Source organism: Burkholderiales bacterium, from assembly GCA_035560005.1.
GTDB lineage: Bacteria > Pseudomonadota > Gammaproteobacteria > Burkholderiales > Eutrophovitaceae > DASRFY01.
Map to the genome: position 1 here is coordinate 19,997 of DATMAN010000101.1, position 12,668 is coordinate 32,664.

The following is a 12,668-nucleotide window of genomic DNA, read 5'->3' on the forward strand; positions in this document are numbered from 1 at the left end:
CCCGCACGCGAGCGCGAAGCGGTTCAGTTCAGGCGCGAGGCGCTGCGTTGAAGCTCGACCAGCCGCTGGCGGATATCCCCGGCGTCGCTGCAATCGGGGGAAAGTTCCAGGTAGCGCTCGAAGTCCGCGATCGCGGCACGGAAGCACTCCATCTCCTGATAGATCATCCCGCGGTCGCGGATCTCCGGGGCCTGGTCGGGCGCGGCGCACACGATCCATTGCATGATCGCCAGCGCGTGGTCCAGATCGTGGTTGCGCAGGTAGATTGCCTTCAGGTTGCGCAGCATGCGCAGCAGGATGTCCTTGTTCTTGGCTCCCACCAGCATCCCGGCGATGATCGCGCGCGAGACTTCTCCACCGCGCGTCTCCCGCAGCCGGCGCTGCAGGTCGGTGATGCCCAGCGAGGCCCCGCCCGAATAGGGGTCGAGAATCACCAGGCCCTCGCCCAGCTTGCACTTGACCAGGAAATGTCCAGGAAAGCAGATGCCCTGTAGCGGCAATCCGATCTTTCCGCCGGCGTCCATGTAAAGGATGGACAGCGTGATCGGAATGCCCAACCGCCGGTCGAGCACGTCGTTCAGAAAGCTGTTCCTAGGATCGTAGTAGTCGCGCGCATTGGGGGCGAAACCGAGCTCCTGGAACAGATAGTGATTGAGCGCCACGATGCGCCGTTGCGCGCTTGATTCCTGCGCGACCCTCGAGCGGAGCCCTTCGGCGATCGCGTCGATACGCCGCAGGTAGTGCTGCACGTCAAGGTCCGGATAATGATGACAGGCCACCAGCAATGCGGCCTCGGTGAGCGGAATGTCTTCGTCCGGACCCGTCAGCATCCGTTCGAACCGCTCGGCCAGCGGACTCTCGACGACCGCATGCTCGACGCGTACCAACGTCAGGCGTCCTGTTTGGCGACCGGCGCGCGCAGCAGTGCGGCAATCTGCTGGGAGGGCTTGCGCTGCGGCGACGAAGGCGGCGAACGCGTCGGCACCGGGCCGGCCACGGCGGATTCGTAGGGACGCATGAACAGCGGGTCCGCATGACGGGCGGGTTGCATGCGGGGCGCGCGCACAGGCGCCGGAGCTTTCTGTACCGCGAGCTTGCGCTTGATCAGTCGCTCGATGGCAGCGAGCTTGTCCCGCTCTTCCCCGGACATCAGCGAAATGGCTTCGCCGCTGCTGCCCGCGCGGCCGGTGCGTCCAATGCGATGCACGTAGTCCTCGGGGTTGGCCGGTACGTCGTAATTGATGACGAAGGGCAGACCCTCGATGTCCAGGCCGCGGGCCGCAATGTCCGTAGCGACCAGGACGCGGATTCTGCCTTCCTTGAACTCGGCGAGCGCCTGCATTCGCTCGGCCTGCGTGCGATCGCTGTGGATGGCCGCCGCCTCGACACCATCCTTCTGCAACCGGTAAGCCAGACGGCCCGCCCCGATCTTGGTATTGCAGAAGACGAGCACCTGGCGCATGTCGCGCGCGCGGACGAGCGACACCAGCACGTCGCGCTTGGCCGCCGAAGCTACCTCGTAGATCGTGTGGGTCACGGTCTCGGTGACCGAATTGCGCGGCGCCACTTCGACGTGGACCGGATCGTTGAGCAGCTGTTTCGCCAGCGCCCGGATCTCCTCGGAATAGGTCGCCGAGAACAACAAGTTCTGCCGGCGCGGCGGCAGCAGCGACAGGATGCGCTTGATGTCGGGAAGGAAGCCCATATCCAGCATGCGGTCGGCCTCGTCGAGCACCAGGAACTCGACCGCGTGGAACGTGACCGATCGGCTCTGGACGTGATCGAGCAGCCGGCCCGGGGTCGCGACCAGGATTTCCGCGCCCTGGCGCAGTTGCGCAATCTGCGGATCGATCGGCACGCCCCCGTAGATCGCTGCGGACCTGAGCGCGATGTACTTGCCGTAGACGCGCACGCTCTCCTCCACCTGCGCCGCCAGCTCGCGGGTCGGCGCGAGAATCAGCGCGCGCACCGGATGGCGCGCCGGCGAAACGCTGTTGTTCACGTATCCGACCAGGCGCTGCAGCATCGGCAGCACGAAACCCGCGGTCTTGCCGGTGCCGGTTTGTGCGGCGGCCATGACGTCACGGCCGAGAAGGATGGCTGGAATTGCTTCGCTTTGGACTGGCGTTGCTTCGGTGTATCCCTGGTCAGCGACCGCCTGAAGCAACTCGGGAATGAGGCCCAGTTGGGAAAACTGCATTGGATTGTTCGACTCCTGCGCCACCCGCGAGGGCGGCACGCTGCTTGAAATGACTACCGGAAACGGCGTTGCACGCAGCTCCGATCACTGTCCAATGTTACAGAAGAAGGCTCGCTCGATCAAAGACTTTGTTCTCATGACCAGCGTCCTCGTCTCGTTTCACGCAGCACGCGGGCGCGCGCCCGGCCGGGCGGGCACAAGCGCAGTCCCGGACGCAGGACCTGCAAGCTGCTGCGCGTTGCCGGAGGGCCGGACGTTCAGCTACGGTTCGACGGCTCGCGTTGCGAGCGTTCAGCCACGTTCGGCCAGGCCCAGAGGCGCAACAGCAAGGCCGCAGCTGCGGCCAATCCGCCGGCCAAGAAGAAGGCGAATGCCGCGCTTTGCCACGCCCAGAGCACACCGAACAGCAGCCCGGCAGGAATCGCGGTCAGTCCCAGCACGAGGTGGTACCAGCCGAACGCAGTGCCCTGCGCGGAGGCGTCGGCATACTCGCTGATCGCCGCGCGTTCGGCGCCTTCGCCCAGACCGAAGCACAGGCCGTAGAAGAGCGTGACGATCCATAGTCCCTGCATCGTCTCGACCAGAGCGAACATCGAGAAAGCCAGCGCAAACGCGCTCCAGCCGATGAGCAGCACCACCGCGCGGTGCAGGCGATCCGACCATCGGCCGCCGGTGGTGGACGTCGCCGCCTTGGCCAGATTCAGCGCGCTCCACAGCAGCAGCAGTTCCACTGTCCCGGCGCCCAGCTCGTGGCCGCGCAGCACGATGAACGTCTCCGAGACGCGCGCAAACGCAAACACGGCGAGCGCCGCCAGATAGCGCTTGAGGGCAGGCTGCAGCGCACCCCAGCGCAGCGGCGGCAGTGGCGGCGGCACAGTCGCCCGGGCCGGCTCGTGGATGCCGAATCCGATCAGAGCGACGGCCAGCAAACCGGGCACCGCGGAGAGCAGGATGACCTGGCTGAGCGGCAGCTGCGCCCAAGCCAGCACCGCCGCCGCGACCAGACCGCCGGCCACCGCGCCGCCATTGTCGAGGGCGCGATGAAATCCGTAGGCATAACCCTTCATGTGCGGCGCAGTTACGTCCGCCACCAGCGCATCGCGCGGCGCGCTGCGCAGGCCTTTTCCCACGCGGTCGATCGAGCGCAGGATGAGGACGACCAGCCAACTGGCGGCAAGCCCGATCAGCGGGCGCGCGAGGTTGGAAAGCAGATAACCGCCGAGCGCGAATCCCTTGCGCCGACCACCCAGCAGATCCGAACGCCGTCCGGACCAGAGCTTCAGAAAGCTGGCGATCGCCTCCGCGACGCCCTCGATCGCGCCCAGCGCGATCGGACCGGCGGCGAGTACGGTCGCCAGCAGGATGGGGATCAGGGGGACGATCATCTCCGAGGCGAGGTCGTTCAGCAGGCTGACGAGTCCGAGAACGACGACGGTGCGGGGGAGGCGCGGCGGCGACATGCTGAGCAAACGATGGCGAGCTGGCATTGAAACGGGACCGAGCGGGAGTGCGCTTTGTCGGACCGAAGCGAGCGCGGTCAGAACCTCGCACTTGGCGCATCCTCTCGCCTCGTGCCGATCCGTGGCGTTTCAATCCGCGTTGCGCACTGCCCGCACTTTTGGCCGGGCCGATTTCCGCCTCCGAGCCGTTCTGGGACAATACACGCCCACGCGCCCCGATAGCTCAGTGGATAGAGCAGCCCCCTCCTAAGGGGCAGGTCGCACGTTCGATTCGTGTTCGGGGCGCCAGTATGAACGCGCTTGCCGCAGGCGCTGGAGCACGCGCTCGAAACGGCCGGCTTCGCGCACGCACGCACGGATCGCGCGGCCCGACTCCGCAACCCGCAGGCGCAGCGGCTCAATTCGCCCTGTAGCTGCCTGCGACCCTCGCCACCGTCAAGGCCTTCACGCCATTCCCCCGTTCACTCCGATGATCTGTGCGGAAATGTAGCTGGCCTCTTCCGAGACGAGAAAAGCGACCAACGCGGCGACTTCCTCCGGCCGGGCCGCGCGCTTCATGGGAACCATTTGTGCGATCTGCTCCGTCGAAAAACCCGAGGCCGCCTCGCCCTCGACGATTCCGGGCGCCACGGTGTTGACCGTGATGCCGCGCGAAGCCAGCTCCAGCGCGAGCGCGCGCGTGGCACCATGCAGCCCGGCCTTGGCCGCCGCGTAATTGGTCTGGCCGCGGTTGCCGATCACCGCGGCCACGGAGGAAACGTTCACGATGCGTCCCCAGCGCGTGCCGATCATCGGCAACAGCAGCGGTTGCGTGACGTTGTAGAAGCCGTTCAGCGAGACGTCGATGACGCGATCCCACTGGGCTGCGCTCATTGCGGCGAGCGGAGCGTCCTCGTGAATGCCGGCGTTGTTCACGATCACCTGGATCGGCCGAGCCTGTCCCAGACGTTCCAGCGCCTCGGCGGCCGCCTGCCGGTCGGTCACGTCGAACGCGACCGTCTCGGCGCTGCCGCCGGCGGCGGCGATCTGGTCCGCAATCCGCGCCGCCCGGTCCAACCCGCGGTGGGCGTGCACGACGACGTGCAAGCCCCTGCCTGCCAGCGCGCGGCAGATCGCGGCGCCGATGGTTCCGCTTCCGCCCGTCACGAGCGCCTTCTTCAATAATTTCTCTCCGTCCAAATGCCGCGGTCCGGTGACCGCAGCGTGAATGATATGCTTGCGCCAGTGCGACCGCATCCCGATCCATTGGCATGAGTGCTCCGCGCAATGGGCGCCAGTGCACGATGCGCGAAATCGGCCGTGGCGCGGTGGTGCTCCGGGTGGCGATGCTCGCGGCGCTGGTCGCCTTGTCTGGCACGCTGCCGGGCAAGGCCGCGGAGCTGCCGCTGTGGGAAGTAGGCGCTGGCGTGGCGGCGATCGACTTCCCGCACTATCGCGGCTCGGATCAGCGCCAGACCTACGTGCTGCCGCTTCCCCATCTGGTCTACCGCGGCAAGCTGCTCGAGGCGGACCGCGATGGCGTGCGCGGCCTTTTCTTCCGCACCCGCCGCGCCGAACTGCACGTCAGCCTCAACGGCTCGATTCCGGTGGACAGCTCCGACAACCGGGCCCGGACCGCAATGCCGGACCTCGATCCGACCTTCGAGATCGGACCGAGCCTGGAGATTGCGCTGTGGCGGACACAGGGCGACACGGTCCGGCTCGAATTGCGCCTGCCCGCAAGAACCGTCATCGCGACCGATCTGTCGAGCTTTCACAACGTGGGCTGGGTATTCCAGCCGCTGCTCAACGCCGATCTGAGCGACACCGCGCTCGGCCCGGCGTGGAATCTCGGCCTGGGCGCCGGGCCGGTGTTCGGCGACAAGCGCTACCACAATCACTTCTACGGTGTGCCGGCCGATTTCGCCACGCCGGTTCGCCCGGCGTACCGCGCCGAGGGCGGCTACGGTGGATTTCAACTGCTCGCCACCGCCAGCCGGCGCTTCGGCGACTGGTGGATCGGCGGATTCGCGCGCGGCGACACTCTGTCGGGGGCGGTGTTCGAAGACAGTCCTCTCATCCGGCAGAATTACAGCGTGGCCGTAGGGCTCGCGCTCACCCGTGTGTTGAAGCGCTCCAGCCGGTTCGTGGCCGAGAAGTGATTCGCTGCCGATGAAATTGCCGTCCGCTTCGCATTTGGTCCTCATTCCCAGCTACAACAGCGGGCCGATGGCCGTAGCCACCGTGAGCGAGGCGCGGCGCCAGTGGAATCCGGTGTGGGTCGTCGTCGACGGCAGCACCGATGGCAGCGCGCAGGCGCTGCTCGCGCTGGCGCGAAAGGACGCCGGCGTGCGCGTGTTCGTGTTGCCGGTCAACCGCGGCAAGGGCGCCGCGCTGCTGCACGGCTTGCGCGAAGCCGTCGCCGCCGGGTTCACCCACATCCTGACCATGGATGCCGACGGCCAGCATCCGGCGGCGCGCATCCCCGAGTTGATGGCGGCCTCGCGCGCCGCGCCCGGCGCGGCGATTCTTGGAGAGCCGGTGTTCGATCACAGCGCGCCGCTCGAGCGCGTGATCGGCCGGCGCATCTGCGACTGGTGGACCAATGTGGAAACCCTGTGGGCGGGAATCCATGATTCGCTGTTCGGATTTCGCGTCTATCCGGCACTGGCTTTGCTGCGCGTCATGGAGAGCACCCGCTGGATGCGCCGTTTCGACTTCGACGCGGAAGCCGTCGTGCGACTGGCCTGGGCGGGCACGAAGTTCGTGAACATCCGCGTGCCGGTGCGTTACCTCAGCGCCGCGGAAGGCGGCGTGTCCCATTTCCGCTATCTGCGCGACAACGTCCTGCTGACCTGGATGCATCTGAGATTGCTGGCGGGCTTCGCCATGCGCCTGCCGCGGCTGCTCGCGAGCCGGATGCACGCCACCGAGCACCGGGCCGCCTACAAGAAGGCCGACTGAACTGCACTTGGGCTATCGCCCCGGGCGCGCCTAGCGGGTTGACGCCCCTTGCGTGCGCTCGGAACAGAGCATGAGCCCGAAGAGCAGACTCAGCGCTGCGCCGATTGCCACCGTCGTGCCGATTGCCGACAGCACGGGAGTGCGCGCAAAACCGATCGCCGCGAAACCGATCACGGTCGACAGATTGCACAGGGCCAGCGAAGCCGCGTCGCGTTCGGCGGCTGCGCCCTGTTGTGGCAGGCGATCGAAGAACAGCGTGTAGTTCGAGCCTACTCCCGCCACGAGCAGCAGCGCCACCACGTGGAACACCGTCAGCCCGCTGCCGGCCGCGCTCAGGACGGCGCTCACCGTCGCGATCGCCGCCGCGAGCGGCGCGAGCACGCGCCACACGCGCCGCGCGGAGCGCAGGACGACGAGCAGCAGCAGCGCGATGGCCGCCGCCCCGAGCAACGAGAATGCGATCACGCGCTCCCGATAGTCCCGGTAGAGGGCGTCGGTGTCAGCCTTGAGGTCGAGCAGCACTGCATCGGCTCCCGACGAAGCGAGCCCTGATGCGATGGCGCCCGGATTTGCTACCGCACGCAAGGGAAGAAACGCATGCCAGCCACCGTCGCGCTCGACCAGCAGGCTGTCGACGTGCATTGCGAGCCCGGTCGAGCGTAAGTCCTCGCGGGTGAGCGGCCGCCTGTGCTTCTGCGCCGCCAGCTCGTCCAGAAAGGGCTGGAACACGCCGCGGCGAAACGGCAATCCGGCCGCCGCCTGCCTCAGGTTCGCTCGCAGCACCTGCGGGTCGGGAATGGCCGCGAGTCGCGCGCGCTGCGTGCCAGCGCTCGGGAGGAACCTGGCGGGCGAATCGAAGCCGTCCAGAGCCCCCTCGGCGATGAGCGCATCCAGCGTCGCGCCCACCGCCTCGGCGCCCTCCAGCACCGCCTGTTCAGACGTCGCGCTCACCACGATCAGGTGGCGTACGTCCGCCAAACCGAGGTCGCTGCGCATTTCCTGGTCCAGTCGCTGATCTTGCGGCGCAACCGGACTGAGCGCCGCCAGTTCATCGTTCCACAATTCGCCGCCCCGCAATGCAAGCCATGCGATGGCAACAGCCGTGACCGCGTAGAGCGCCGGTCGCAGTCGGGCGAGCCCTTGCCCGGCGCGCGTCAGGACAGCACCCAGCCGGGGCAACAGCGTGGGCACGGCGCCGGGCCGCGAGAACTCGGGCAGCACCCAGCGCGTGACAAGCAGCGCCACGACCAGTCCTGTGGAGGAAAACAGGCCGAGCTGAGCCAGGCCGGGAAACCCGGACGCCATCAGGGCCGCGAAGCCGGCTACCGAAGTCGCAACCCCCAGGCGCAGGGTGGACCAGACCCTGGTCAGCGCTTCGCGCCGCGATGCGCTGGTGGCAGCGCCGCCAAAGAAATAGATCGCGTAGTCGACCGCCTCGCCCAGCAGGGTCGCACCGAAGCCGAGCGTGACACCGTGCACCGAGCCGAAGGCAATGCTCACGGCCGCCAATCCCGCCAGCACTCCACTGGCCACTGGGAGCAGAATCAGCCCGGCGACCCGCAGCGAACGAAACGCCATCAGGAGCAAGGCCACGATACAGGCGCCGGCCAGTGCCGAAACCGTCATCGCGTCCCGCTTGAGCGCGGCGCGGCTCTGCGCGGCGAACACACCGGGCCCTGCAATCAGCAGCGCGGCCGCATCCGCGCTCAAACCCGCCGCGTGTTTCGCCGCCCCGAACGCCATGCGGATCGCCGCGATTGCCCGCTCCTGCGCATCGAGATCGAATCCCGGCGCGTGCGTCCGCGCAACTAGCAAGGCCCGCCGTCCATCCCGGCTGAACCAGACACCGCCGCGCCGCTCCGGCGCGCCCACGGCCTGCAGCGCATCGAAGATCTCGAACAGCTCGCCGGTGGCATCGCGCGGCAGGATGGGCGTGACCGCCGCACCCAGCGGCGAGGCGAGCCGGTCGAGCTGTCGCTCGAGCGCCGCGCGCAGCCCCTCTACCGTAAAGCGCTCCGGCCTCACGGCCGGACTGAGCAGATACCGGTTGTCGATCAGGAACTGCGCCTCGGAAGCCAAGGTAGCACGCGAGCCGTTGTCCACTTCGACGAAGAACTCGGTCTCCTGCAGGCGTTGCGCCAGGCCGGCCGAGAGCGCGGCGAGCGCACCCTCGTCGGCGCCCTCGATGCCGATCAGAATCACGCGCGCCACCACGCCGTCGCGCAACTGATCGACCAGGAGTTGCTGCTCGGGCGTCGGGGACCGCGGCAGGAACGCGGCGAGGTCGGCGGTATACTGGGCGCGCGCGGCGAACCAGATGCAGACCAGCGAGAACGCAGTCCAGACGGCGACGGCGAGCCGCCCTGCGCGGCTCACGAATCCGCCTCCCGGATCTGCATGACGGCGCGATCGCCCCGCGCCTCCACCACTTCCACGGTGCGGATGCGTGCCTCGGAGCCGCGAATCCGGATCACGTCGACGAGCGCGCGCATGACCTGGACGCGCGGCGCCAGCACCAGTTCCCAGCGCGCGCGCGTGCCGTGCAGTTCGACCGCGTAGAAGCGCTCCAGCGCGGGCAGATCGCCGGCCAGCGTGGCGCGTACGCTCTGCACGAAGCCCCACAACGCCGGATGGTCCTGCAGTCGCAGCGTGCGCACCTTGACGCGGTCTGTGCCTTCGATCGTGACCCGGTCACCGACCACTCGCAGCGTTTCGCGCTTCGGCGTCAGCATGTGCTTCTCCAGGCGATCGGGGGCCGCGTAGACGAGGCGGCCGGTCACCTCCAGGGGCGCGTCGAGCACCTTGAGGTACCTGCGTTCGACGAAACGCGCTTGCGCGTGCGGCCGGGCGGCGAGCGCCTGCATCAAGGCAGCGAGGTTCCACTCGGCCTGCTGCGCGTGCGCAGCGCAAAGCGCGAGCAGCAGTGCCACCGCCAGAGCGCGCTCAACGCGCCTCATCGATCCAGAACTCGTAGAAGTTGAACCAGTTGTACGGGGCCTGACGGCAGTAGTGCTCCAGCCTTGCCGCGTAACGCGCCACCCATTCACGCAGCACCGTATCTCGCCCCGCGCGCGGCAGCACCGGGGCGTGCACCAGCTCTTCGAAGCACAGCTCGTAGCGGTTGCCGCCACGATACAGACCGACCATCAGCATGATCGGCTGGCCGGCAATCGCCGCGAGCCGGAACGGGGCGGTCGGAAAAGCCGCCTCGCCGCCCAGGAAAGGCACCTTCGCCACGGGATCCTGCGCCCTCAGCGCCCGGTCGGCCAGCATGCCCACCCACTCTCCGCGCGCCAGCCGTTCGACCACGCGCAACATCGCTTGCGGCTGTCCGGGTGAAATGACATCGGCGGCGAGATTCGGGTCCACCGCGCGCGTGACCTGCGCGGTCGCGGGCGCGTTGCGCTCGAACATCACCAGGCTCACCCGCAGCTTGCGGCTTCGAGCCGGGCCGCGCAACACCTCGAAGCTGCCCAGGTGCGCTCCGAGCAGCAGACAGCCCTGCCCGGCGGCGAGCCTTGCTTCGAGCAGCGACTCGCCGCGCACGGCGATATCGAACAAGTCCCAGCGGTCGGACAGAAAGAACACGCGGTCCAGCGCCACCGTGGCGAAAGTGTAGTAATGGCGGAACATCTCGATCCGGCGCGGCGCCCTGCCCAGTACGCGCTTCAGGTAGTCGCGCGAGGCAGCCCGGGCGCGCGGCGAAAACAACAGGAAATAGGCGCACACCGGCACCAGCGCCGCGCGGCCCGCGCGACGGCCGAGCATGCGCGCGATCCAGACCAACAGGCCGAGCGCAAACCGGTTCGATCGTTCCGGCTGCGCCAGCCACGGCGGCGTCTCGTTCACGGCCCCGGCTTGAGAACACCCGTGGCTGCGGGCCGCCCGCCCGCGCGATATTCGAAGCGAACGGTCCGGTCGGTCCCCGCCACCAGCCGCAGGTGCAACCGCTCGCCCGGCCGCACAGGCCGCAGGAACTTGGCCGACACGATCTCGAGCGCTGCCCTGGATTCGTGGAAACCGCGCACCAGCGCCTCCACCACCTCGTCAAGCAAGACCGCTCCGGGGACCACCGGATCGCCCGGAAAGTGCCCGGCCAGCGCCGGATGGTCGGCAGCAATCGTGACTTCCAGTTCGAGCACGCGCTCGGTGTCCTGCCGCGCGCAACGCCGCGCCAGCGCAGCCAGTGCCTGGCGCGGGAGCTTGCCGGTGGCGTTGCGCGGCAGCGCGTCCACCAGATACAGCGGCCGCGGCAGAAAGACCGGATCGATGCGGCTGCGCAGGCGCTCGAGCACCTGCTCGCGCGTCATCTGCGGCGCGACGACGAACGCCATCGGTCTGACCACTTCACCGGGACGCTCCTCCGGAAGGTGGAAGGTCGCGTCGCGCACGCCTTCGATCGCGGTAAGCTGGAGATTCAGATAGGCGAGCGAGGTGCGTTTGCCGGCGATATTGACCAGATCGGCGCCACGCCCATGAAGGAGGAAGGTGTGTTCGTCACAGAGTTCGACGATGTCGGGAAAGGTCACCACGCCGGGCACATGTCCGCCGCTCACCTGGACTTGTCCGTCACCCGATTGCAGCCGCACGTCGGGCAGCGTGTGCCATTGCGCGCCGCTCACCGTGCGCCGGGTCGCTACCATTCCGGCCTCGGTAAATCCGTAGACTTCGTGCAGCTCGACATCGTAGCGCCTCTCGAATCGCCGGGCCGCCTCCACCGGCAACGGCGCGGTGGCGCAGATGGCAAGGCGCAGCCGCGGCAGCTCGAGATCTGCTTCCAGCAGCGCGCGCAGATGCACCGGGGTGGTCACCAGCACCCGCTCGCCGGGCAGCTCTTCCAGGGCTGCCCGGATGTCGGCCGGATAGAAGGGACGCGCGGCGTGAAACGCGAGCCCGTTGCGCAACGCCAGCAGCACGGTGGACTCCAGACCGTACATGTGCTGCGGAGGCACCGTACCCACCAGCGCGGCCGGCGCAGCGCCGAGCAATCCGAAACGCCGTGCCTCGGCTTGCGCGCCGCGCGCCAGCGCGCCCCACGTCTTCCGGTTGGGCATGGGTTTTCCCGTGGACCCCGAGGTAAAGGCAATGACCGCGGTACGCTCGGCGGGAAACGCCGGCATGTCGGTGTGCTGCCGGCCCTGAAGCGCATCGGGCGCAAACCGCACGCATTCGATCCCGGACACTGCGAGCTCGCTGCGCTCGCAGAGGAGATACAGGCCGGCGTATTGCTCCGCGAGCGCACGCACGCTCGCCGGCGTCAGGTCGGAAGGCAGGAGACTCACCTGCCCGCGCACCATGGCCGCGCCCAACGCCACCGCAAAACAGTAGCGGTCGGCGCACGCGTTGATCACCTGCCCCGCCGGCGGCAGGCGGCGCGCGAGCCCGTCGACATCCGCCAGCATCCGGCGCGCAGTGATGGGGTCGCCAGCGCGGTACGCCACGACCTGATCCAGCGAGGCGTGCGCGAGCAGTGCGATTTGCGAACCGGCCGCCTCAGGCACGCGGCGCTCCATCGCGGCACAGCCGCGTGTTCATCGGCTCACGAAGGGCGAGCGAAGCCGCGCGCAGCGGTCATCCGGCGAAAGGCCTGTACCGATGGCGTGATCGGATCGCGACAGGCTCGTGTAAACCGGAATTGGAATGCCAAGCGCGCGGCGGCCGCGCCGCCCAGCGGCGGCAAAGCGGACTTCGAAGACAGAGGACTAACGGGTCCGGTGTCGCTGGACATGTTCGTTCAACGCGCGCAACGACCGGAAAATCCTCGCGTTGTCGCTGTCGTCGGACCGGATCTGGACGCCGTATTTTTTCGACACGGCCAGTGCGATCTCCAGGATGTCGATGGAATCGAGCCCGAGCCCGTCCCGGTACAAGGGCGCGTTCGGGTCGATTTGTTCCACGGCGCTCTCCAGGTTGAGCGTGGAGACGATGAGCTGCGCGAGCTCCCGTTCTTCGCTGGTCAGGGCAGTGGCGGTGTCCATGCTGGCGGCGCCGGTGGCGACTTCGACGACTGCGGAATTATAGCCGCTCGATCTCGCGTTCATCGTCCGGTGGCGCCCGGATAGAAT

11 protein-coding genes and 1 tRNA gene are annotated in these 12,668 nt (G+C 68.0%); 3 read left to right on the forward strand and 9 right to left on the reverse strand.

Going from position 1 to position 12,668, the window contains the following annotated elements:
- Window positions 1-23: 23 nt before the first annotated feature.
- From VNM24_16145 to VNM24_16155, 3 genes are all read right to left on the reverse strand, one after another.
- The gene (locus tag VNM24_16145; protein HWQ40115.1) at window positions 24-887 is read right to left on the reverse strand and encodes a tetratricopeptide repeat protein; all 864 of its coding nucleotides are present in this window, start codon (window positions 885-887) and stop codon (window positions 24-26) included.
- 2 nt (window positions 888-889) lie between these two features.
- Window positions 890-2,200 (reverse strand): DEAD/DEAH box helicase, encoded by a 1,311-nt coding sequence (locus tag VNM24_16150; protein ID HWQ40116.1) that lies wholly within the window; start codon window positions 2,198-2,200, stop codon window positions 890-892.
- A 257-nt stretch (window positions 2,201-2,457) separates the two neighbouring features.
- Window positions 2,458-3,660, reverse strand: a complete 1,203-nt coding sequence (locus tag VNM24_16155) for an MFS transporter (protein ID HWQ40117.1) — start codon at window positions 3,658-3,660, stop codon at window positions 2,458-2,460.
- A gap of 212 nt (window positions 3,661-3,872) precedes the next feature.
- Between VNM24_16155 and VNM24_16160 the strand changes: the two genes are divergently transcribed.
- Window positions 3,873-3,948, forward strand: a tRNA-Arg gene (locus VNM24_16160).
- Window positions 3,949-4,104: 156 nt separating this feature from the next.
- Here VNM24_16160 and fabG read toward each other — a convergent pair.
- Complete coding sequence (gene fabG / locus VNM24_16165) at window positions 4,105-4,821, reverse strand: 3-oxoacyl-ACP reductase FabG (GenBank protein ID HWQ40118.1); 717 nt, start codon at window positions 4,819-4,821, stop codon at window positions 4,105-4,107.
- An 89-nt stretch (window positions 4,822-4,910) separates the two neighbouring features.
- Between fabG and VNM24_16170 the strand changes: the two genes are divergently transcribed.
- Together VNM24_16170 and VNM24_16175 are read left to right on the forward strand one after the other, a co-directional pair.
- The gene (locus tag VNM24_16170) at window positions 4,911-5,801 is read left to right on the forward strand and encodes a MipA/OmpV family protein (GenBank protein HWQ40119.1); all 891 of its coding nucleotides are present in this window, start codon (window positions 4,911-4,913) and stop codon (window positions 5,799-5,801) included.
- A gap of 10 nt (window positions 5,802-5,811) precedes the next feature.
- Complete coding sequence (locus VNM24_16175; GenBank protein HWQ40120.1) at window positions 5,812-6,603, forward strand: glycosyltransferase family 2 protein; 792 nt, start codon at window positions 5,812-5,814, stop codon at window positions 6,601-6,603.
- Window positions 6,604-6,633: 30 nt separating this feature from the next.
- Here the strand turns inward: VNM24_16175 and VNM24_16180 are convergent, their stop codons facing one another.
- The 5 genes from VNM24_16180 to VNM24_16200 all read right to left on the reverse strand — a co-directional run bounded on the left by VNM24_16180 (window position 6,634) and on the right by VNM24_16200 (window position 12,581).
- Window positions 6,634-8,979 carry an MMPL family transporter gene (locus VNM24_16180; protein ID HWQ40121.1) on the reverse strand — a complete coding sequence of 782 codons (2,346 nt, stop codon included), beginning with the start codon at window positions 8,977-8,979 and terminating at the stop codon, window positions 6,634-6,636.
- Window positions 8,976-9,560: a LolA-related protein gene (locus VNM24_16185; GenBank protein HWQ40122.1), complete on the reverse strand. Its 585-nt coding sequence runs from the start codon at window positions 9,558-9,560 to the stop codon at window positions 8,976-8,978. Before VNM24_16185 ends, VNM24_16180 begins: the two co-directional genes overlap by 4 nt.
- On the reverse strand, window positions 9,547-10,452 hold the full coding sequence (locus VNM24_16190; protein ID HWQ40123.1) for an acyl-CoA synthetase: 906 nt from the start codon (window positions 10,450-10,452) through the stop codon (window positions 9,547-9,549). Before VNM24_16190 ends, VNM24_16185 begins: the two co-directional genes overlap by 14 nt.
- Complete coding sequence (locus VNM24_16195) at window positions 10,449-12,104, reverse strand: AMP-binding protein (protein HWQ40124.1); 1,656 nt, start codon at window positions 12,102-12,104, stop codon at window positions 10,449-10,451. The genes VNM24_16190 and VNM24_16195 overlap by 4 nt, the downstream gene beginning before the upstream one ends.
- Window positions 12,105-12,305: 201 nt before the next feature.
- A complete protein-coding gene (locus VNM24_16200) occupies window positions 12,306-12,581 on the reverse strand; it encodes a phosphopantetheine-binding protein (GenBank protein ID HWQ40125.1) in 276 nt (91 codons plus the stop codon).
- Window positions 12,582-12,668: the final 87 nt, after the last annotated feature.